This is a genomic window from Cupriavidus pauculus (genome assembly GCF_003854935.1).
Lineage (GTDB): Bacteria > Pseudomonadota > Gammaproteobacteria > Burkholderiales > Burkholderiaceae > Cupriavidus > Cupriavidus pauculus_C.
The window spans coordinates 2,326,302-2,348,574 of sequence record NZ_CP033969.1 but is presented as its reverse complement, the minus strand read 5'-3'; the positions used below and the strand labels follow the sequence as shown (position 1 = coordinate 2,348,574).

At 69.5% G+C, this 22,273-nt stretch carries 15 protein-coding genes; 8 read left to right on the top strand and 7 right to left on the bottom strand.

From position 1 onward, the window contains the following. Window positions 1–384: 384 nt before the first annotated feature. Complete coding sequence (locus EHF44_RS12450; RefSeq protein WP_124684015.1) at window positions 385–849, top strand: rhodanese-like domain-containing protein; 465 nt, start codon at window positions 385–387, stop codon at window positions 847–849. A 37-nt stretch (window positions 850–886) separates the two neighbouring features. Here the strand turns inward: EHF44_RS12450 and EHF44_RS12445 are convergent, their stop codons facing one another. The 6 genes from EHF44_RS12445 to hrpA form a co-directional block, all read right to left on the bottom strand. Then, the gene (locus EHF44_RS12445) at window positions 887–1,687 is read right to left on the bottom strand and encodes a competence/damage-inducible protein A (RefSeq protein ID WP_124684014.1); all 801 of its coding nucleotides are present in this window, start codon (window positions 1,685–1,687) and stop codon (window positions 887–889) included. Window positions 1,688–1,713: 26 nt separating this feature from the next. Then, window positions 1,714–2,589: an EI24 domain-containing protein gene (locus EHF44_RS12440; RefSeq protein ID WP_124684013.1), complete on the bottom strand. Its 876-nt coding sequence runs from the start codon at window positions 2,587–2,589 to the stop codon at window positions 1,714–1,716. Window positions 2,590–2,652: 63 nt separating this feature from the next. Next, window positions 2,653–3,648, bottom strand: a complete 996-nt coding sequence (locus EHF44_RS12435) for a sterol desaturase family protein (protein ID WP_124685094.1) — start codon at window positions 3,646–3,648, stop codon at window positions 2,653–2,655. Continuing rightward, complete coding sequence (locus tag EHF44_RS12430) at window positions 3,648–4,460, bottom strand: polysaccharide deacetylase family protein (RefSeq protein ID WP_124684012.1); 813 nt, start codon at window positions 4,458–4,460, stop codon at window positions 3,648–3,650. Before EHF44_RS12430 ends, EHF44_RS12435 begins: the two co-directional genes overlap by 1 nt. A 7-nt stretch (window positions 4,461–4,467) precedes the next feature. After that, on the bottom strand, window positions 4,468–5,448 hold the full coding sequence (locus EHF44_RS12425) for a beta-propeller fold lactonase family protein (RefSeq protein WP_124684011.1): 981 nt from the start codon (window positions 5,446–5,448) through the stop codon (window positions 4,468–4,470). 296 nt (window positions 5,449–5,744) lie between these two features. After that, the gene (hrpA, locus tag EHF44_RS12420; protein ID WP_124684010.1) at window positions 5,745–9,839 is read right to left on the bottom strand and encodes an ATP-dependent RNA helicase HrpA; all 4,095 of its coding nucleotides are present in this window, start codon (window positions 9,837–9,839) and stop codon (window positions 5,745–5,747) included. 23 nt (window positions 9,840–9,862) lie between these two features. Here hrpA and argA point away from each other — a divergent pair, with 23 nt between their 5' ends. The 4 genes from argA to EHF44_RS12400 all read left to right on the top strand — a co-directional run bounded on the left by argA (window position 9,863) and on the right by EHF44_RS12400 (window position 15,492). Then, window positions 9,863–11,335, top strand: a complete 1,473-nt coding sequence (argA, locus tag EHF44_RS12415) for an amino-acid N-acetyltransferase (protein WP_124684009.1) — start codon at window positions 9,863–9,865, stop codon at window positions 11,333–11,335. A gap of 102 nt (window positions 11,336–11,437) precedes the next feature. Next, the gene (locus EHF44_RS12410; protein WP_124684008.1) at window positions 11,438–11,713 is read left to right on the top strand and encodes an oxidative damage protection protein; all 276 of its coding nucleotides are present in this window, start codon (window positions 11,438–11,440) and stop codon (window positions 11,711–11,713) included. A 178-nt stretch (window positions 11,714–11,891) separates the two neighbouring features. Then, complete coding sequence (locus tag EHF44_RS12405; RefSeq protein ID WP_124684007.1) at window positions 11,892–14,462, top strand: hypothetical protein; 2,571 nt, start codon at window positions 11,892–11,894, stop codon at window positions 14,460–14,462. Between the two features lie 187 nt (window positions 14,463–14,649). Further along, a complete protein-coding gene (locus EHF44_RS12400; protein ID WP_253699823.1) occupies window positions 14,650–15,492 on the top strand; it encodes a class I SAM-dependent methyltransferase in 843 nt (280 codons plus the stop codon). 39 nt (window positions 15,493–15,531) lie between these two features. Here EHF44_RS12400 and EHF44_RS12395 read toward each other — a convergent pair whose 3' ends face one another. Beyond that, window positions 15,532–16,470: a helix-turn-helix transcriptional regulator gene (locus EHF44_RS12395; RefSeq protein WP_172966052.1), complete on the bottom strand. Its 939-nt coding sequence runs from the start codon at window positions 16,468–16,470 to the stop codon at window positions 15,532–15,534. A 255-nt stretch (window positions 16,471–16,725) separates the two neighbouring features. Between EHF44_RS12395 and EHF44_RS12390 the strand changes: the two genes are divergently transcribed. Genes EHF44_RS12390 through EHF44_RS12380 form a run of 3 tightly spaced genes read left to right on the top strand, consistent with a single transcriptional unit; the run spans window position 16,726 to window position 22,264 of the window. Beyond that, window positions 16,726–18,723: a TonB-dependent receptor gene (locus EHF44_RS12390; RefSeq protein WP_124684005.1), complete on the top strand. Its 1,998-nt coding sequence runs from the start codon at window positions 16,726–16,728 to the stop codon at window positions 18,721–18,723. Further along, window positions 18,720–20,477 (top strand): ABC transporter ATP-binding protein, encoded by a 1,758-nt coding sequence (locus EHF44_RS12385; protein WP_253699821.1) that lies wholly within the window; start codon window positions 18,720–18,722, stop codon window positions 20,475–20,477. Before EHF44_RS12390 ends, EHF44_RS12385 begins: the two co-directional genes overlap by 4 nt. Continuing rightward, the gene (locus EHF44_RS12380) at window positions 20,474–22,264 is read left to right on the top strand and encodes an ABC transporter ATP-binding protein (protein ID WP_124684004.1); all 1,791 of its coding nucleotides are present in this window, start codon (window positions 20,474–20,476) and stop codon (window positions 22,262–22,264) included. The genes EHF44_RS12385 and EHF44_RS12380 overlap by 4 nt, the downstream gene beginning before the upstream one ends. Window positions 22,265–22,273: the final 9 nt, after the last annotated feature.

Below are 22,273 nucleotides of genomic sequence, written 5' to 3'. Positions count from 1 at the left end.
CCCGACGGGGCCGCCAATCGCACAGACTTCCCGAAAAACGTGCATCTGCGGCCAAGTCGGCACCGTGGAGGCGATTCCGGATTGCATGCAATCCTGTCCGCCGCACGATCCGGCCACGCGCTGGCGCGGCCAGAGGGCCTGTCCGCCATCCATGAAACACCAATATGGTGCATGATTCAAGCTACCGCACCGTATCGGTGCCTTCGCCGCCTACCCGCACCAGAACGAGGCATTTCACGCAGGTCATTTTTCGGGCCGCTCGCAACGGCCGGGCGCTAGAATAGCGCCGATTCCGGCCGGTTCCCAGCGAAGATTTGGGCTTTGTTGCCATGACATCGGGCCGACGCCGGACTTGCCCGCTTTCTATTGACTCCGCCGCACACAATGACTACCCGAGACACGCTCCTCCAGGCCGCCCACGACCGCCAGCAACAGGGCCAGCTTGCCTACTACGGCGCCCTCACCCCGCAGGAAGCCTACGCCCTGCTGCAGGCCGACCCGCGCGCCGTCCTGGTCGACGTGCGCACGCAGGCGGAGCTGGACTGGGTGGGCGGCGTGGCCGTGCCGGACGAGCAGTTTGCCCATGTGGAGTGGTCGACGTACCCCGGCGGCACCCAGAACCCGAATTTCGTGGCCGAGCTGAAGGCCCGCGTGCCGCAGGACGCCCCGGTGCTGTTCCTGTGCCGCAGCGCCGCCCGCTCCAAGCATGCGGCGCGCGTGGCCACCGAGGCCGGCTACACGCTGGCGATGGATGTACTGGAAGGGTTCGAAGGCGCCCGCGACGACGCCCACCATCGCAAGACCGTGGAAGGCTGGTGCTTCCGCGGCCTGCCGTGGCACGGGGCCTGATGGGTTCCTGAAGGTTCTTGCCTGGGCGCTGTGCGCCCTACTGCTCGACGATCTCGAAGCCCATGCCGCGCACGCCGTCCAGCAGCATTGCGTACGCCGGCAGAACCAGGTCCGCCGGCCCTTTCACGCCCAGGTCGATATGGCGCCGCGCAAAGCGGTCGCCGCGGCTGACATCGCCCACCGACGGCAGGCTGAACACGCGGATGCCCGGGAACGTGGCTTCCACCTGCTCCATCAACGGCGTCAGCGTCGACTCCGGCGCCTCGAACACGTAGAACGCCCGCGACTGCTCGGCGTCCAGGTGGAACAGGTCGGTGTAGTAGTGGTCGAGCACCCATTCCATCATCGGCCACGCCATCACCGGGAAGCCCGGCATGAAATGGTGGTCGGCCACCGAGAAGCCCGGAATGCGGTTGTAGCTGTTCGGGATGATCCGCGAGCCCACCGGGAATTCGCCCATCTTGAAGCGGTGCTGGTTCTCGGGCGTGTTCAGGTCGGCCTTGACCGGATCGCCGTTGGCCGATTCCGCGATGCGCAGCGCAATCTGCTCGCGCGCCTCGGGGTGCAGCGCCAGTTCCACGCCCAGCGCGGCGGCCGCGCACTGGCGCGTATGGTCGTCCGGCGTGGCGCCGATGCCACCCGTGCAGAACACCACGTCCGGGCCGGCAAACGTGCGCCGCAGCGTGGCGGTAATGCGCCCGCGCTCGTCGCCCACGTACTCGGCCCAGTCCAGCGCCAGCCCGCGCGCGCCCAGCAGTTCGATGGTACGGCGCATGTGCTTGTCCTCGCGGCGTCCCGACAGGATCTCGTCGCCGATGACAATCAATCCGAAACCCATGATGCCCCTTCCGCTTGTCTTGATGTTCAGGGTTGTCCGATGCGGCGCACGTCCGACGGCGCCAGGTCGATCACGTCGCCCGCGGGCGGCGGTGGCGGCGCCGCGGCCGCGCGTTCGGCGCGCAGGTCCGCCAGCGCCCGCAGGCAGAAATGGCCGAACCAGAGCGCCGAGAAGATGAAGATCAGCACGTAGAGCCACAGCGTGCCGGCCAGCACCACCGGAAACAGGAAGATGATGACCGCCGACCAGACCCACAGCAAGGTCGGCGCCGATCCCAGCAGCCCCACGGCCACGCCGATCATCAGCAGCGGCATGCGGTGGCGCTTCATCAGCGTCTTGCGCTCCTCGGCCGTGGCGTGCTCCGACAGCGCGTCGTACGTCATCACGCGATAGGTCAGCCAGCCCCACAGCACCGGCGGGATCAGCGCGAAGAATGGCGGAATCAGCCACAGCGGCATGGTCACCACGATCAGCAGCAGGAACACCACCGTATTGCCCAGCGCCTGGAACACGCTGCCGGCGATGCTGCCGCCGTGCGCCTTGTGCAGGTCCGGATAGCTGCGCTCCAGGTGCCGCACCACCGCCGGCACCGAGAACAAACTGATGAAGACCAGCATCGACGCGATCACCAGCGGAATCGCCAGCGTCAGCACGAACAGCGGCGCCACCACGGTGCGCAGCGACTGCAGGCCCAGCCAGTCGAGCATCGAATAGATCCAGCTCGTGAAGACCGAGCCTTCCAGCAGCGTGCGGGCGCCGCCCATGATGGGGTCCCAGCCCCACCAGATCAGGCCGCCCCAGAGCACGGTGGCCAGGACAAAGGGGATGACCGTCAGCATCAGCATGCGCGGATGAAACTGGCCGGCCACGGCACGCCCAAACGAGCGGAGGATATCGTTCATGCAGCTTGCGCGAAGGAGTTCAGGAAAGCCACGAGAGCCTAGCACAGCCTCGCGGCGCCCCGCTCAGCCCAGCCTCAGCAGGCGCTTGATACCCAGCCACTGCTGGGCCAGGAAGCCGGCGCCGTAGTCGCGGCCGCGGCCCGTGGGCGGCGGCAGCTGGTCGCGGATGCCGGTGGGGTAATAGGCGTCGGTGAACACAGCCGTGCGGAACAGCATGTCCCACCACGGAAAGATCACGCCGTAGTTGCAGCCGCCCAGCCGCACGGGCCGGCCGTCGGCCGCCGCCTGCTCGTGGCCCAGGCCCACGGCATGGTGCGTACGATGAAAGCGCGGCGACACCAGCAGCCGCTCGCCCACCCAGCCAAAGTGCAGCTTCAGGTTGGCGTGCTGCAGGCTTTGCAGCAGTTGGGACAGCGCCACCAGCAGCACATACTGCGACGGCTCCACGCCCACGCCCAGCGCCACCGTGGCGAATACGGCATCGCGCAGGATATCGTCCAGCAGGTGGTTGCGGTTGTCGCTCCAGAGCGTCATCTGGCGCTGGCTGTGGTGCAGCGCGTGCAGGCTCCACCACCAGCGGTAGGTGTGGGACAGCCGGTGGTACCAGTAGTCGAGCAGGTCGAACAGCAGCAGGTAGACGAAGAAGCTGACCAGCGGCACCGACGTCACGCCCGGCCACCAGTCCTCGACGTTGATCCGCTGCCAGCCCAGCAGCCGCAGGTGGCCCTCGATGCCGTCCATCAGCGGCGCCAGCACGAAGAACATCGCCAGCCGGAACAGCCCCAGCCGGTGGATCACCGTATAGAGCATGTCGGTGCGGATGGCCCTGCGGTCGGTCACCGGCTCCACGGGGCGCAGCTTTTCCAGCGGCCCGAGGATCAGCACCATCACCGCGATCTGGACCAGGCCCACCAGCAGCCATTCCGTGCCCGTGAAGGCGTCCTCGGCGTAGCCGCCGAAGCCGAGGTTGTAGACCACGGGCAGGATGGCGTCCTGGAACACCGTGGCCTCGATCTGGCCGACCCAGAGGTTGAGCCAGTTGGTGAAGGCGTCCCACATCACCGCGCCGCCCCCTGCTGCGCGATCCACGCCTTGTACTGCGGATGGTCGCGCAGCGTGGCAAAGCAGAAGCCCTTCTGCGCCAGCCCGGTAATCAGCGGCTCCAGCACGGCCGGCGCCCAGGCGTCCTTGCGCGACCAGATGCCAAGGTGCGCCATCGTGATATCGCCATCGCGCAGGTCGCGCAGCGCGCGGTCCAGCAGCGCCTGGTTAGGAAATTTCTCGGAAGACAGCTCGTCGCCCAGAAAGCCCGCCGGCGCCCAGCCCACGTGCCGGAAGCCGCATTGCTCGGCCCATGCCAGCGTCTGCGGCGCGGTGCGGCCGCCGGGCGCGCGCCACAGCGGCACCATCGGCTGGCCGGTCATCGACTGGAACGCCGTGGCGCTGCGGCGCAGCTCGGCGCAGAACGACGCCTGGTCCATGACCGTGTCCCGGCCGGCGTGCGCGCCGAACTGCGGGCGCATGGTCACCTTGCCGTCGCGGACGCCGCGCAGGTAGACGTGGTCGAAGGTATGGGTGCCAAACGCGTGGCCGTCGGCCGCCAGCGCCTTCCAGTACGGCGCCCAGGCCGGGTCCAGCGAGCTGTCCTTGTTGACGGTGGGCTCGTTGGCCAGGAAGAACGTGGCGCGAATGTGATGCCGGCGCAGCGTCCGGGCGATCAGTTCCGCCTGGCTCATGCTGCCGGTGTCGAAGGTCAGGTACAGCGTGCCCGCGCGGCAGGCGCCCGCGGGCTGCCCGGCACCGGCCGCCCCGGCCATCCCGGTGGACAGGGCCAGCGCCAGCGCCGCAACGCGCGAAATCAGCCTGCGCATGGTGTCCTCAGTAGAGCGGAGCCCGGGTCTTGAAATAGATGCCGTGCGGCGACTTGCCCACGCGGATCGTCTTCACCAGCTTGCGGCTCGCCACGTCGATCAGCCCCACCGAGCGCGCCCAGCGGAACGTCACCCAGAGCGTCTTGCCGTCGGCGGTCAGTTCCATGTCGTCGGGGCCGGGCAGCAGGCCCGTGATGTCGCCCACCTTCGACAGCGTCTGCTGGTCGATGATGCTGATCGACCCGGACACGCGGTTGGTCAGGAACAGGTGGCGCCTGTCGCCCACGGCCCGGAAGTTGTGGGCGCCCTTGCCGGTCTGGATCTGCTTGACCACGGTGCGCGTGCGCCAGTCGATCACGGCCACGTAGTCCGCGCCGGTCATGCCGACGAGCAGATATTTCTGGTCCGGCGTGACCCAGATGCCGGCCGGCGCCGAGCCCGCTTCCATGATCCACATCACGTTCATCGTGACGAGGTCGATGGCGGCGATCTGGTTGGAATCCTGCAGCGTGATGAAGGCGATCTTGCTGTCGGCCGTGAACGCGATGTGGCTGGGCGTCTTGGGCAGCGAGAACTGCTTGGCCATCTTGAGCTGATGACCGTCCCAGCGGTACACGTCCACGCGGTCCAGCCGGTTGCCGGTGGCCACGAACCACTTGTTGTCTGGCGAAAATCCGATCTGGTAGGGGTCGTCGACGTTCGGCACGCGCTGCTGCACCTTGCCGGTCACCGGGTCCAGGAACACGAGGTCGTTGCCAACCGCGTTGGCCACGATCAGCGACTTCTCGTCCGGCGTGGCAATCAGGTGGTGCGGCTCTTTGCCCACCGGGAAGGTTTCGAGCACCTTCTGCGTATCCTTGTCGATCAGCGTGACGCTTGCGTCACCCGAATTGAGGATCGTGACCACTTCCGCGTGAGCCGGCGCGGACACCAAGGCCAGCGCCAACACGCCAACCGCAACTGTTACGACACGACGCAACGCGAGCATAAGACCGAAAAATCCGTGGGAAACAAGGCGAATCGCGCATTCTAACGTTTCGGCCATGCGTTTCGATGACGATATGGAGGGAATCTTAAGGGTTACTTACATTTGGATACATGTGGGCGGTGGGTTACCAACGGTTGGCTCCCCTCTCCCGCGCTCGCGGGAGAGGGGCCGGGGGTGAGGGTGTTGAGGTGCAAATTGCGACTTGTCGTAATGAGAACCGCTGGCCCTCACCCCCAACCCCTCTTCCGCAGGCGGGAGAGGGGAGCACCCCCAGGGACGCGACTTGACCCTGCCCCCTACCGCTGCATCGACTCCCACACCTTCTGCAGCCGCTTCACCGACATCGGCTGCGGCGTCCTGAGTTCCTGGGCGAACAGCGCGATGCGTAGTTCTTCCAGCATCCATCGGAATTCGTCCATGCGTTCGTCCACGGCGCCGCGGCCCTGGGTGCGGAGTTGTTTCTCGGCGCGTTGCCATTGCTGCACCAGCGGCGCCATTTCCTGGATGCGCTGGGCGTCGCGGGCCGGGTCGCCCTTGAGCTTGTCCACGCGCATCGCCATGCCCTTCAGGTAGCGCGGAAAGTGCACAAGCTGGGTGTATGGCGTGTCGATCACGAATGACTTGGTCATCAGCCGGCTCAACTGGCCTTCCAGGTCCTGGTAGGCCGAGCCGAACGGCTTGGCCTGCAGCAGCTTGCGCGGTAGCGACGCGAACTCGGCCAGGATCGACCCGACCAGCCGGGCGATTTCCTGCGCCAGCAGCGACAGCCGCGCCCGCCCCTCTTCCTTGCGCGCGTTGAACTCGGCCTCGTTGCGCGGCAGCGGCGGCTGCAGGCACGCGCGCTCCAGCGCCATCAGCACGATCTGGTTGCGCAATTCCTCCTGCGTGCCCAGCGTCATGTACTGCATCGCCATCTGCTGCAGGTTCGGGATGTTCTTCTCGATGAACTTCACCTGTTCGCGCAACTGCAGCGCGAACAGCCGCCGCAGCCCGGCGTGGTGCACGCGCGCCGCCTCCTGCGGGTCGTCAAAGACTTCCACGTCGCAGTGGTCGCCGCGGTCCACCAGCGCCGGGTAGCCGAACAGCGTCTGGCTGCCCTTGCGGATTTCCAGCAGTTCCGGCAGTTCGCCGAACGACCACGACGTCAGGTTCTCGTACTGCCCGGCCTCGGCGGCCGGCACGTCGCGCGCGGCGATGGTCTGGAACGACTGCTGGGCCTGCCCGCCCAGTTCGGCGCGCAACTGGGCCAGGTTGCGGCCCATGTCCAGCTGGCGACCGTGCTCGTCGATCACCTTGAAGTTCATGGCGTGGTGCACCGGCAGCGTTTCCAGCTTGAAATCGGCGCGGCGGATCATCGTGCCGGTCTGCTCGCGGACATCGGCGATCAGCACGTCGATCAGGTCGCCCTCGCCAAACGGCTGCCGGTCGACAAACCCGGCCGCGTAGTCCGGCAGCGGCACGCAGTGGCGGCGCAGCTTCTGCGGCAGGGACTTCAGCAGCAGGTGCACCTTTTCCTTGATCATGCCCGGCACCAGCCACTCGGTGCGCTCGGGCCGCACCTGGTTCAGCGCGTACAGCGGCACGGTCAGCGTCACGCCGTCGCGGTGGCTGCCCGGCTCGAAGTGGTACGTCAGTCCCATGTCGATGCCGGCAATCGGCAGTACCTTGGGGAACAGGTCGGTCGTGATGCCGGCCGCCTCGTGCCGCATCAGTTCGTCGCGGTTCAGGTACAGCAGCTTGCGGTCCCGGGCGGATTCGGCCTGGTACCACTGCTCGAACGCCACCTGGTTGTGGATGTCGGCCGGGATGGCGCGGTCGTAGAACGCGTAGATCAGCGCGTCGTCCACCAGCACGTCCTGCCGGCGCGACTTGTGCTCCAGGTTCTCGATCTCGCGCACCAGCCGCTGGTTGTGGGCAAAGAACGGCAGCCGCGTGTCGAATTCGCCCTCCACCAGCGCGCTGCGCAGGAAGATCTCGCGCGCCTCCTGCGGGTTCATCGGCCCGAAGTCCACGCGCCGGTTCTGGTAGACCGGCAGGCCGTACAGCGTGCCGCGCTCCAGCGCCAGCACCTGTCCGGCCTTCTTCTCCCAGTGCGGCTCGCTCCAGCTCACCTTGAGCAGGTGGCGGCCCACCTGCTCCACCCACTCGGGCTCCACGCGCGCCAGCGTGCGGGCGTAGAGGCGGCTGGTTTCCACCAGTTCGGCGGCGATGATCCAGCGGCCCACCTTGCGGGCGATCAGCGAGCCCGGCCACAGGTGGAACTTGATGCCGCGCGCGCCCAGGTACTCGCGGCCCTTGCCGTCGGCCTCGTCCAGCTTGAGCCCGACGTTGCCCAGCAGCCCGGTCAGCAGCGCCTTGTGCACCTGCTCGAATGTCGGCTCGGTCTCGTTAAGCCGCCAGCCCTGCTCGCTGACCGTGGTCAGCAGTTGCGAATGGACGTCACGCCATTCGCGCAGCCGCACGTGGGACAGGAAGTGCGCGCGGCACTGGTCCTGCAACTGGCGGTTGGTCTTCTTGTGCGCCACCGCCTCCTCGAACCACTTCCAGAGCCTGACCCAGCCCAGGAACTCGGACTTTTCGTCCATGAACTTGCGATGGGCCTGGTCGGCCGCCTCCTGCGCCTCCTGCGGGCGCTCGCGCGGGTCCTGCACCGACAGCGCGCTGGCGATGACCAGCACCTCGCGCAGGCAATGCTGGTCGCGCGCGGCCAGGATCATGCGGGCCACGCGCGGGTCCAGCGGCAGCTTGGCGAGCTGGCGGCCGATGGCGGTCAGCCGGTTGTCGTCGTCGAGCGCGCCCAGTTCCTGCAGCAGCTGGTAGCCATCGGCCACGGCCCGGCCCAGCGGCGGCTCGATGAACGGGAATGCCTCGATGTCGGTCAGCCGCAGCGCCTTCATGCGCAGGATCACCGCCGCCAGCGACGAGCGCAGGATCTCGGGGTCGGTGAAGCGCGGGCGGCCCAGGAAATCGCTTTCCTCGTACAGGCGGATGCAGACGCCGTCGGCCACCCGGCCGCAGCGGCCGGCGCGCTGGTTGGCGGCCGCCTGCGAGATCGACTCCACCTGAAGCTGTTCCACCTTGTTGCGGTACGAGTAGCGCTTGACGCGCGCCAGCCCGGTATCGACGACATAGCGGATGCCGGGCACCGTCAGCGACGTCTCGGCCACGTTGGTGGCCAGCACGATGCGGCGCGCGTTCGACGGCCGGAACACGCGCTCCTGCTCCTGCACGGACAGCCGCGCGAACAGCGGCAGGATCTCGGTGTGGGGCGGATGATGCTTGCGCAGCGCCTCGGCCGCCTCGCGGATCTCGCGCTCGCCGGGCAGGAACACGAGCACGTCGCCCGGCCCCAGCCGGCACAGTTCGTCCACGGCGTCGACGATGCCGTCGTACAGGTCGCGCTCGCGGGCGCGCTCGGTGCGCGGCGCGGCGCCCTGGCCTGCGGGCGGCTGGTCTTCCTGGATCGGCCGGTAACGGATTTCCACCGGATACAGCCGGCCGCTGACCTCGATCACCGGCGCGGGCTTGCCGTCGCGCGCGAAATGCTCGGCAAAGCGCTTCGCATCGATCGTCGCCGACGTGATGATGACCTTCAGGTCGGGCCGCCGGGGCAGGATCTGCCGCAGGTAGCCAATCAGAAAGTCGATGTTCAGACTGCGCTCGTGCGCCTCGTCGATGATCAGCGTGTCGTACGCGCGCAGCAGCGGGTCGTTCTGCGTCTCGGCCAGCAGGATGCCGTCGGTCATCAGCTTGACCGACGCCCCGGCCGACATCGTGTCGTTGAACCGCACCTGGTAGCCCACGTGCTCGCCCATCGGGGTGCCCAGTTCCTGCGCGATGCGCTTGGCCGTCGACGTGGCGGCGATGCGGCGCGGCTGGGTGTGGCCGATCAGGCCGCCGCCGGGCTTGTCGGCACGCGCCGGGCCACGGCCGATCGACAGCGCGATCTTGGGTAGCTGCGTGGTCTTGCCAGAGCCGGTCTCGCCCGAGACGATCACCACCTGGTTGGCCAGCAGCGCCTGCGCGATCTCGTCGCGCCGCGCCGACACCGGCAGTGCTTCGGGAAACGTGATCTCGGGCAGCGGATTGGCCAGCCGCACCGGCTGCGGCGCGCGCGGCGGCCGGGGTGGCCGGCCCGGCCGGTCGGACCCGGCGGCGCCGGCACCGCTACCCTCGCCTTCCGGCCGGGCCGGGCGCGGGGTGCCCTCGGGCCGGGGCGGACGGGGGGTGCGCGGCGGCCGGGGCGGACGGGGTGGCTGGCCCGCCGCGGGTGGCTGCTGCGGCCGCGCGCCAGCGCCCGCCTCGCGGGGGGCGGGATGCTGACTGGGCTTCGGAGAGGCAGCCTCGGCGGGCTGGGCCGGAACGGACTTTGCGGGGCGTTGTGCTGACATTGGCCGGGATTATAATCCGCCGCATGAACGCCAGAACCGACTCCCCGCCGCAGGACCCCGATCCTGCCGCCACGCCCCCTTCCGTCGATCCGACGGCCGATCAGAACGCCGTCCCGATGCCCTCCGCCGCCCCCGCCACGCCGATCCCGTCGTCCGTTGCCGGCACCGAATCCGTCGAGAACGGCGGCCCGGACCAGCAGCAGTTCGTCGACTGGCTGCGCGCGGTGGCGCCGTACATCCACACGTTCCGCGGCAAGACCTTCGTGATCGCCTTCAGCGGCGAACTGGTCAAGGCCGGCGTGCTCAACGCGCTGGTCAACGACGTGGCGCTGCTGCACGCCATGGGCATGCACGTGGTGCTGGTGTTCGGCTCGCGCCCGCAGGTGGAAGAACAGCTCGCGCTGCGCAACGTGCAGTCGCAGTTTGCCGATGGCGTGCGCATTACCGACAACGCCGCGCTGGAATGCGCCAAGGAGGCCGCCGGCGAGCTGCGGCTGGACATCGAGGCCGCGTTCAGCCAGGGCCTGCCCAATACGCCGATGGCCGGCGCGCAGCTGTCGGTCATCTCGGGCAACTTCATCACGGCGCGCCCGGTGGGCATCGTCAATGGCGTGGACTACCAGCACACGGGCCTGGTGCGCAAGGTGGACGGCGATTCCATGCGCATGTCGCTGTCGCACGGCAAGGTGGTGCTGCTTTCGCCACTCGGCTTCTCGCCGACCGGGCAGGCGTTCAACCTGTCGATGGAAGACGTGGCCAGCGCCGCCGCCAGCGCGCTCAAGGCCGACAAGCTGATCTTCATCACCGAGGTACCCGGCGTGCCGGACGCCGTGGGCAAGCTGATGAAGGAAATGTCGCTGCGCACGGCCGTGGAGCGGCTGCAGAACAACCACCTGCCGCCCGACGTGGCCTATTACCTGGAACACCTGGTCAAGGCGCTCAAGGGCGGCGTGCCGCGCGCCCACCTGATCCCGTTCGACATGGACGGATCGGTGCTGCTGGAACTGTTCCTGCACGACGGCGTGGGCACCATGGTGTCCGATACCGACCTGGAAAGCCTGCGCGAGGCCACGCTGGACGACGTGGGCGGCATCCTGCAGCTGATCGCCCCGCTGGAGGCCGACGGCACGCTGGTGCCGCGGGGACGCCACCTGATCGAGCGCGACATCGACAAGTTCTCGGTGATCGAGCACGACAACGTGCTGTTCGGCTGCGCCGCGCTTTACGAATTCCCGCGCGAGAACATGGGCGAGATGGCCTGCCTGACCGTGTCCGCCGAGGCCCAGGGCACCGGCGACGGCGAGCGGCTGCTCAAGCGCATCGAGCGCCGCGCCCGCGCGCTGGGGCTGGAGCGGCTGTTCGTGCTCACCACGCGCACGGAGCACTGGTTCCTGAAGCGCGGCTTTGTCCATGCCACCGTCGACGACCTGCCCGAGGACAAGCGCAAGCTCTACAACTGGCAGCGCAAGTCGATGGTGCTGATGAAGAAGCTGTAAGCCCGCCGATAACACCATGCACCGCAGGGGCATGGGCGGCGGCCGCTGCCCCGCCCCGCGAGCTTGGCTACAATAGCGCCCACACGAAAGAAGGAGTCCCTCATGGCCCGCATGGTCCATTGCGTCAAGCTGAACAAGGAAGCCGAAGGTCTCGACTTCCCCCCGCTGCCGGGCGACCTCGGCAAGAAGATCTGGCAGAACGTGTCGAAGGAGGCCTGGGCCGGCTGGCTCAAGCACCAGACGATGCTGATCAACGAGAACCGCCTGAACATGGCCGACGTCCGCGCGCGCCAGTACCTGCTCAAGCAGACCGAGAAATATTTCTTCGGCGAAGGCGCCGACCAGGCCGCCGGCTACGTGCCGCCGCCCAGCGCCTGATCCCCGCGCCAGCTTCCTGATGCGCCAGCCTCTCCCGCGTTCGGGGGAGGCCATCGGCACCCCCTCCCGCCCCTGCCGGCCACCCGGCCAATCCATTCCCACCGCCCGACTCGCCCCCTAACCTGCGCTGACGCCGGCGCGGTGCGCGCCGCGTTCACATCATGCGGAGGGAGGGATCATGGCAATTATTTTCGATATCGGCATCGAGAGCGGCGCGTCGCAGTGGTACGGCGTGATCGCCATCACCAACATCCGCCACACCAGTGGCGCCCCGGTCAGCATCGACCGTTTCCTGGGACTGAAATTCCACGCGCCGGTGGCCGTGCAGCCTACTGACTTCAACGTCCAGCTGCAGAGCTGGATGGCCACCGAGGCCGAGACCGCGAACAGCCGGATCGACGCCCAGACGTGGGACGTGGAGGCCAAGGTCAACTTTGCGTCGGCGCACACGTTTGCGCCGCAGGACACGATCAAGATCGGCATCAACGGCGACATGACCGGCCAGGCCGGGCAGGCGTACCTGGCGTCGTTCGCGCTGGCCGCCGACGCGCTGCCCGACACCAGCGGCACGGTGCGCGTGCAGGCCGCCACAGCGCCGGACACCGCGCTCTATTCGGCCGCGCAGACGCTGACGTTCACGCAGGGCTCGCAGGTCCACGTGGAAACGGTCTCGCCAGGCACCGTCACGCCGCTGGCGCTGCCGGCCGGCACCTACACCGTGACCGCCGACCCGCTGCACAACGACATCTCCACCGTCATCGCCCAGGCCACCGTCCATCCCCAGACCGTGACGGTCTCGCCGGGCGGCACCACGGCCGTGGTGGTGACCTATGCCGACGCCCAGTACTACTCGCGCCTGAACATCGCCATCGACGAGATTCCGGTGCTGGCCGACGAGCAGGCAAACGTGTCGATCGTGGCGCGCCACACGGGCGAGACCATCCTGGCCTTCCCGATGCCGGTGCCGGGCATCATGCCGCTGGGCGGCCTGCCGCAGGCGGGGCCCGTCGACATCGGCATCGCGCCAATCGCGCTGAACAACGTCCGCTACACGTTCCCGACCAAGGTCCGCAACCTCGGCGATTCGATCGAGAACGTGCTGTTCTCGGCGTCCGAGATGCAGTCGGCGGCCGTGGACACCACCGGCTACGTCACGCTGCCGATCCTGGTCACGTCGGACGTCACCGTGGGCACCCCGCTCGACGTGCGGCTCGTGGCCGACGGCATGACCTACCACCAGTCGTTCCCGATCATGGCCGGCAGCCACGACCACCAGTTCGCCGTGCCGGTGGGCCCGGGCCGCTATGACGTGCAGATTCCCGACTTCATCATGGACGGCGTGGTCTACAACGTGCGGGCCGAAGACTCCGTGCACGTGGCCGCCAACGGCACCACGCGGCTGGCCGTGTCGGTGTCGCGCGGCGCCAACCTCAAGGTGCGCGGCTTCCCGGACTTCCTGAGCTTCGGCGGCTGCGCCGACCTGACGCCGGGCAACGCGGCCGACTTCGTGGCGGCGCGGGCGTCGTCGGTCTTCAAGTACGCGGGCTTTGACGGCGCGGGCGACGCCAACGTCTACCTGGAATCGGACAACCAGACCACGGCGACGATCCTGCTGGCGCGCGACGTCGAGCAGCAGATCGGCGGCAACCATCGCGTGCTGCCGGTGATCGTGTCGTACACGTGCAACCTGTCGCTGGGCGACACGCCCACGCAGCTCGCCAACAAGCAGGGGCTGGCGCACAGCTTTGCCAACCTGATCCTGTCGCTGAACCTGTCCAACCAGCACATCGACGCCGACCACCCGGTGCCGGCCGGCTACGTGGTCAACCCCGACTTCCTGGGCGCCTGCCAGCAGGGCGGCTTCGGGCCCGAGTACGCAATGCCGGTGCGCGAGCCGCTGCGCATGGCGCTGGACCACTGGAACGTGCAGGCCGCGATTCCGGCGTCGATCACCGAAAACGTGCGCGGCTACGTGGCGGCCGTGAACTGGCTGATCCGCACGGTGGCGCCGGCCGTCAGCTTTGGCTGGCAGGTCAACCTGTGGGGCGTGGGCGCATCGGAATGGATCTACGCCTCGGGCGACGAGCCGGTGCAGAACGCGCGCGCCACGGCCGCGTTCATCGACGCCATGGGCGTGCACGACGGCCCGTACGCGCCGGACTTCCTGGCCGTGGACCGCTACGAGGCCGACGACTTCACGATCCGCAGCTACGCCAACGGCTACTGTTACTGGACGCACGAGTGGAGCCGCTTCTTCGACTTCTGCGCCGAACTGAGCCGCGCGCTCCGCTTCCCGATCATGCCGTGGCAGATTCCGGCCAGCCACGCGCCGTCGGTCTCGGACCCGGTCAACGACAACTTCGACACGCAGAACTGGGGCACGGGCGGCACCTACATCCTTGGCGACCCGGTCATCGGCTCGGACTACCACAACGTCAACCCGAAGATCGTCGCGCTGCGCTTCCCCGAGGCGTTCCACTGGGCCATGGGCCGCACCGCCGAGGACATGTTCCGGCGCTCGGAACCGTTCGACGTGAGCCTGCCCGCGTACGGCGACTTCCCGTACCGCGGCATCTTCACGCTGCTGCTGGGCGGCGGCGCCACCACGGGCATCATCTCGTCGGTAGGCGACGACACCTCGTTCGTGCGCGACAAGCTGCGCGACTACATGCGCAGCCCGATCCCGTTCGCGCCTGACGCCGCAACCGTCGGCCAGTGCAAGGTACTGCGCCGGCCGCGCCGCCGCTAAGACCGGTCGGAAACATCCGAAGCATGCGACGGGGCGCCCTGCGAGGGGCGCCCCGTTGGCTTGCGTACCGGAGCCAGTTTGCACTGGATCAGAGGCCCGGCGCGCAGGGCCGCGCATCGATGACGATTCCCGCTACCATGCCCGCTGCGATGGGCAGCCGCGCGGCTGCCCGCCCACCGGAGCTGGCATGACCTCATCGAATCCAGAAATGCTTGCAGGCGCGGCGCTCTCGGCGGTGCCGTCCACATTGCGTATTCCGCTGGCCGCCCGTGCGTGGGGCGACCGCCTGTTTCCGAAGGTGGCAGTCGACGACCGTCACGCGGCCCGCATGATGGCGGCGCTGGGCGACGACGGCTCGCGCTGGCTTCACGACCGGCACTCGGTCTATGGCGTGCTGGCGCGCACGCGGCAGTTCCGCGCGCTGGCACAGGACTACCTGGCCAGGCACCCCGACGGCCACGTCGTCAACCTGGGCGCCGGCCTGAGCCACTACTTCCAATGGCTCGACAACGGCCGGGTGCGCATGACCGACGCCGATCTCCCCGAAGTCCTGCCCCTGCGCCGCGCGCTGCTTCCCGCTGCCGGCGCCCGCCACGCCACGCTGCCGCTGGACCTGGGCGACGCGCGCTGGTGGGACACGCTGTCGCTGCCGGCCACCCGTGACGCGCCACCGGTATTCCTGTTCAGCGAGGGGGTCTTCATGTATCTGCATCCCGATACGGTGCGGCAGATCCTGGCAACCTTCGGCGAGCGGGCGCCGGCAGGGTCGGTGCTGGCCTTCGACGTGATGTGCTGGCTGGCCGCGGGCCGGGCGCGCCACCATCCGTCCGTGGGCCAGACCGGTGCGCAGTTCCAGTGGGGGCCACGCCGCCCTGCCGAACTGGTGGCGCCGCACGCGCGGCTGCGCCCGCATGGCATCTATCGCGTGATGGACGGCTACGGCTTGCCGTATTCGGTGCTCGGTCCGCTGTCGCAGGCCCTGCTCCGCGTGCCGTTCTACGCGCTCTACGCGCTGCGCACGGCCGACTGAGCGCCGCGCCAACGGCTTGCCCGCGACAGCCGGGCCAAGCTAGCGCGACCGGTAGTCGCCCGGCGACATCCCGTAGCGACGCCTGAAGTGCCGCGAAAGGTGGCTCGCATGCGAGAAGCCGCTGCGCCACGCCACCTCGGCCACCGACAGCCCGTTCTCCCGCAGCAGCCGCGCGGCCTCCGCCAGGCGGCGTTCCAGCACGTAGTCGTAGACGGTGCAGCCGAACAGCGCCCGAAAGCCATTGCGCAAGGCGGCTTCGCCGAGCCCCACCGCGCGGGCCACGCCGCCAACCGTCAGCGGTTCCAGGCAATTGGCGTGGATATGATGGCGCGCGGCACACAGCTGCCGCCGCTGCCGGCCCGTGAGCGGGCGGTCGCTGCTTCCCCGGCGGTCGTCTCCTTCGCAAACCTGTCCGGGCACGCAGTCCGCGCCGCACGCTTCGCTTTCCACGCCCGGCTGGAGCAGCGCGGGGGCGTCAGCATCGGCGCCGCCTTCGGCCCATTCGGCCAGTGTCGCCAGCGCGCCCAAGGCCCTGCTCTTGGTCCGCAGGCGATCCAGCGGATGCCGCGGCGCGCCGTTGGCCAGCAGGTCGTGCGCGAGGTTGCGCAGCGCGGGCGGCATCGGCATGCGCAGCACCCACGCCTGGCGCCAGGGATGGCTATGCACCAGCCCGCCCGGTGGCGCCGCCGGACCAGTGCGGTCGAACAGGCTGAGCCAGTCCGTGCGGTATTGCAGCAGCACCACGCGGCGGGGGCTGTGGCCGGTGAACAGGTCCACACCGCGCCCGCCCTCCCATGCGCAGCTCAGGTAGCAGCAGCCGTCCCGGTACGGGCAGGTCTGCGCATGGCCTTCCATCTGGAAATGTCCCGCACCTTCCACCATCAACGCCAGCGCTACATGGCTGCCGAACGCCGATTCGCGGCGCTCGTGCCCCGCCAGCGTGCCGTCCACCACGGCCACCCGCAGGTCAGCGCCCAAGGCGGACCACGCGACCTCGCTGGGGCCGTCGCCGGCGCGAGAGGCCGGTGGGAACGGGAGGGGATTGGCGCGCATGATGGATGAGAGTGCTTCTCATTAACCAATTCGTGCTGCATCTTGCCAGATGGTGCTCTGTCCGCACAAGACCCAGCCGTATGGTGAAGGCTCGTCATAGCAAGCCAGAAAGCAATGAAAGCACAAAAACCAGAAACATCGCCTGTCAGAAGGCTGGGGCGTATTGGGTCCGCCCTGTTGATGCATCACGTGGCAGCCGGCGCCGTCTTTGCGGCCGGCACACCGCACACCGCGTTGCCGCCCGTGGTCGTGAGCGCGGCCAAGCAGCCGACGTCGCTCGACGCGCTGAACGGGGGCGCCGCGATCGTGAGCGCCACCGAACTTGATTCGCATCAAGTCCGCGATACAGCCGACCTCGACCGGGTCCTGCCCGGCCTCTACACGTCGCAGGGCGGCAGCCTGCTCTACCCCATCGTCACGCTGCGCGGCGTGACGTCGGCGCAGGATCTCTACAACCCCGCGGTCACCGTGTACGTGGATGGCGTCCCGCAGATGCCTGTGTTCACGTACCAGGCGCTCACCGACATCGAGCAGGCCGAGTTGCTCAAGGGCCCGCAGGGAACCGTCTACGGCCGTAGCGCGCAGGGGGGCGTGCTGGGCATCACCAGCCATCGGCCGGGGCCGGTGGCCACCGCCTACGCGAGCGGTGGCATTTCCAGCTACGGCGGATACAACGGCAAGGTATCGGCCAGCGGCGCCATCGCCAGCGGCCTGTACGGCAGCCTGACCGCGCTGACGCAGAACCAGCCCGGCCAGCTACGCAGCCCGTCCACCGGCAGCGACAACCTTGGCGGCAGCCGCAGCGACGCCGGCGCCGCACGCCTGCGCCTGGCGCCCGAAGGTTCGCCGTGGGAAGTCAATCTCGCCCTGTCGGGCGAATGCACGAGCGGCTGGCAGGACGTCTACGTGCCGTTCGACGCCACGGGTGCACGCACCATCGTGGCCGCGCCGGGCACGCCTGATCCCAAGCTGCGGCGCTGCGGCAACAGCGAGTCGATCGGCGCCACGTACCGGGGTGCTGGCTGGGCGTTGTCGGCCATCGCGGCCTGGCAGAACGTCCATTTCTCGCGGATGTTCGCCTACGGGCCGATGATCGTGAACCAGCCCGAACGCTGGCGCCAGGACGTGCAGGAGATCCGCCTGACCACCCAGGGCAGCAAGCGTGCCTGGGACGGCGTTGCGGGCCTGTACCGCCACAACATGCGCCAGTCGCGCACGAGCGCGATCGACGTGATGCCGGCCGCCACGGTCTCCGACAACCGCCAGGAGGCGCTGGCCGCCTATGCCAACGGCACCTGGCACGTCACGCCCACGATCGATCTGGGCGCCGGCCTGCGACTGTCGCACGACAGCGCGCGCACGCAGGTCGGGCAGTCGCCGTCCGCCACCGCCGCGCGCGGCAACCGGACCAGCCAGACCAGCGCGCTCGGCGAGTTGTCGGCCGGGTACCAGTTGGCCCCTGCCTGGCGCGTCTACGCCCGCATCGCGCAGGGCTACAAGCCCGGCGGCTTCAACCTGGCACCGGCCGGCACCGCCGACACGCAGCCCTTCGAGGCCGAGCGATCGGTCAGCTACGAGCTGGGCACGCGCTACCACGCGGGACGACTGGCCGCCAGTGGCGCGCTGTTCGACACCGTCACGCGCGACATGCAGCTCTATGCCGGCCCGGTCGGCATGCAGACCATCCGCAACGCCGGGCGCAGCAACGCCTACGGCGCGGAGTTCGATGTCCGCGCGCAGGTCAGCCCGCAATGGAAAGTCGGCCTGGCCGGCTACCTGAACCGCGCCACGTTCACCGCCTACGGCAACCCGCAGGCGGGCACCGACCTGAGCGGCAACCTCGTCCCCTACGTGCCGCGCTACGGCCTGACCCTGGACGTGGCCGGCGACATCGCCACGCGCATTGGCCGCGTGCTGCCCGGCATCGCCGTGCGGCTGAACGGACCGCAATACTTCGACGCCGCCAACACGCTGCGCCAGCCCACCTACGCGCTGGTGGACCTGCGTCTGGCATGGCGGCCCCACAAGCGCCTGGAGCTGGGCGCCTATGCGCTGAACCTCTTCGACCGCGTGTACCGTACGCAGGCATTCCAGGCGGGGCCGTCGATGGGGGGCGCGCTGGCGTCCGTGGGCCCGGGCCGCATCGTCGGGCTGGACATGCGCTGGGACATGCTGTGAGCGCCGCGTCCCCGCCGGTCGGCTTTGCCGATATCGCGCGCATGGCGCCATGGCCGCTCGCGGGCGCCATGGCGGCCGCGGCAGTCTCGGCCACGCTATGCCTGGTGCCGCTCTGGTGCCTGTCCGTCATCGCGGCGCACCTGCTGGACGAGCCCTACGGCGACGCCGCCCTGCGGCCGCTGCTGGCATCGGCCCTGGCTGCCGTGATGCTGCGCTGGGCGCTGATGGCGTTCAGCCACGCGGCGGCGCACACGGGCGCGCTGCGGGCGTCGCACACGTTGCGGCTGCGGCTGACACGCCATCTCGCGCAGGTGCCGCTGACGGTGGTGGACCGCCGCCCCCCGGGCCGGCTGCGCCGGGTGATTGCCGACGACGTCGCCGCGCTGGAAAGCTTCGTGGCCCACCTGCTGCCCGATGCGACGGCGGCCGTCGTGCTGCCCGTCACCGCCTTCGTCTGGCTATGCCTGGCGGACTGGCCACTGGCGCTGGCCGCGCTGGCGCCGCTACCGTTCGCCCTGCTGGCGCAGGCCGCGTTGCTGCGCGGATCGGACGAGCGGCTGCGGCAATGGTCGGGCATGCAGCAGCGCATCGCGGCGCAGACGGCGCAGTTCATCCGCGGCATCCATGTCGTACGCAGCTTCGGCCTGTCCGCCCGGACGTTCGGCACGCTGCGCGCCACGGTGGAAACGGCCGCCGCGTGGGTGGGCGCCATCGCGCGGCGCAGCGGCTGGGCGTGGGCGGCGTTCGGCGCGACGCTGTCCGCGGGACTGCCGGCCGTGGCCGTGGCCGGTGCATGGCGCTACCGGCAGGGGTCGCTCGATGCCGCCACGTACGTGCTGTGCCTGCTCGTGGCACCGGCGGTGCTGCTGCCGCTGCTGCGGCTGACCCATATCGTCGGCGAACAGCGGCAGCGCCGCGACGCACTGGCGCGCATCAACGCCGTGCTGGCCGAGCCGGTGCTGCCGGAACCGTCACCGGAGACAGCCGGCGGCGCCCTGCCCACCGCGCCGCTGGACATCGCGTTCCGGCACGTCAGCCATGCGTTCGGCACGCGGCAGGCGGTACGGGATATCGATGTCGTGCTGCCAGCCGGGAAACTCACGGCGATCGTGGGTGCCAGCGGCGCGGGCAAGACGACGCTGGTCCGGCTTGCCGCGCGCGAGTTCGATCCCGATGCCGGCCGGGTGCTGCTGGGCGGGCGCGACGTCCGCGACTGGCCGCTGGATGCGCTGCTGCAACGGTTTGCCATCGTCGGCCAGGAGGTGCAGTTGCTGCACGGCACCGTCCTGGACAACCTGCTGCTGGCACGGCCGGGGGCCACGATCAGCGAGGTGCAGGCCGCCACGCGCGCCGCACAGGCGCACGACTTCATCATGGCGCTGCCGCAGCGCTACCAGACGCCGGTGGGCGAACGCGGCGCGCGCCTGTCCGGCGGCGAACGCCAGCGGCTCTCGCTGGCGCGGGCACTGCTCAAGGACGCCCCGGTCCTGATCCTCGATGAAGCCACCTCCCACGCCGATCCCTGCAGCGAGGCGCTGATCGGTCGCGCGCTGGCGCATGCGTGCCGCGGCCGCACCGTCCTGGCCGTGGCGCACCGTCTGCACACAATCGTCCACGCCGACCTGATCCTCGTGCTCGATGCCGGACGGCTGGTCGACCGCGGCCGCCATGCCGAACTGCTGGGCCGCTGCGCGCACTACCGCACGCTCTGGAACCACTACACGGCCGCGCACGCCCCGGCCCCCGCGCCATGATCGGCCCGCTGCTGCGCGCCGGCCAATGGCTGGCCCCCGTGCGCGATCCCCGTCTGGCCAGCGGCCTGCGCCTTGCCGCGCTCGAAGGCATGCTGGCCGCCGCACCTTGCCTGCTTGCCGGCCTGTTGCTGCAATCGGCCGTTGCCGGCCGCGCAGACGGCCCGATGATGCTGGCCACGGGCGCCGCGCTGGCCATGCTGCTCGTCCTGCGCATGGCCGTGGGCGCCCTGGCCACACAGCGGCTGTTTGCCGGTACCTACGCCACGATGGCCGCCGCCCGGCTGCTGCTGGCCGACCATCTGCTCCGGCTGCCGCTGGGGTGGTTCCGCACCGCGCGCGATGGCGACCTTGCGGCGCGGCTGACCGGCGACCTCGAACTGATCGAGCACTTGTGGGCCCATTGCCTTGGCCTGTTCGCAAGCACGCTGGCAACGCTGCTGTGCCTGCTGGCCGGTCTGGCCTGGGTGGACGGCACACTGGCCCTTGCCGTCGCCGCCACGCTGCCGCTTGCCGGCCTGGCGCTTGCGCAGGGCCAGCGCGCCGCCGTGCGGGCCGGCAGCCGCGCGCTGCACAGCGCCAGCGCAATGCAGGCGGAACTGCACGGCTACCTGTCGACATTGCGCGTGCATCGCTACCACGGCCGGCTGGGCAGCGGCTGGCGGCGCCTGGAGGGGACCATGGCGGTCCACCTGCGCCACATGCTCGCACTAGAACGACGCCCCGCGGCCTGGGTGGCCGCGCTTGGCGCCGCCGCCGAGGGCAGCTTCGTGCTGGTGGCCGTACTGGCCGCCTGGCGCGTGACCCAGGGGGCGCTGCCAGCGGCCACATGGGTGCTGTTCGTGGTCATCGCCCTGCCGTTGTACCGGCTGCTCCAGGATCTGGGCGTGGCCGCCGTGATGCTGCGCTTCGGCCAGCGGGCGCTCGCGCGCGTCGAGACGCTGCGCGATACGCCCCCCCTGCCCGAACCGGCCGCGCCAACCCTGCCCACGCGTTTCGATATCGCGCTGGACGGCGTCGCGTTCGCCCACGACGACGCTTGCGCGCAGCAACCCGGTCATGCGCGCGCTGACAGGGGCAAGCCCGTAGCCGGACTGCATGGCCTGTCGTGCGCGATTCCCGCCCAGGGGCTGACGGCCATCGTCGGGGCCAGCGGCGCCGGCAAGAGCACGCTGCTGCATCTGCTTTGCCGCCTCTGGGACGTGGACGCAGGCGCCATCCGCATCGGTGGCGTCGACCTGCGCGCCATGGGCAGCGACGCGCTGCACCGGCACATGGCGCTTGTCTCGCAGGACGTCGTGCTGCTGCCCGGCACGGTGCTGGACAACCTGCGGCTCGGCAACCCCCATGCCACGCGCGATGCCGTGAAGCGGGCGGCCCGGCTGGCGCAGGCACACGACTTCATCGAACGCCTGCCGGACGGCTACGACACCGACCTCGACGCCACGGGCATCGACCTGTCCGGCGGCGAACGCCAGCGCCTGTCGCTGGCCCGTGCGCTGGTGCGCGACGTACCCATCCTGCTGCTGGACGAGGCCACCGCCAGCGTGGACGCCGCCACGGATGCTGCCATCGCCAGCGGCCTGGCCACCCAACGCCACCGGGCCGTCGTGATGGTGACGCACCGGCTGCAGCACCTGCGCCATGCCGACCGCATCCTGGTGCTCGATGCCGGCCGACTCGTGGAAGCCGGCACACACGACGCCCTGCTCGCTGCCGATGGCCGCTACGCGCGCTTCTGGCAAGGCCAAACCGTACCGGCCGCGCCACTCGCCGCCAGCACGCCTTAACCGTTCCCC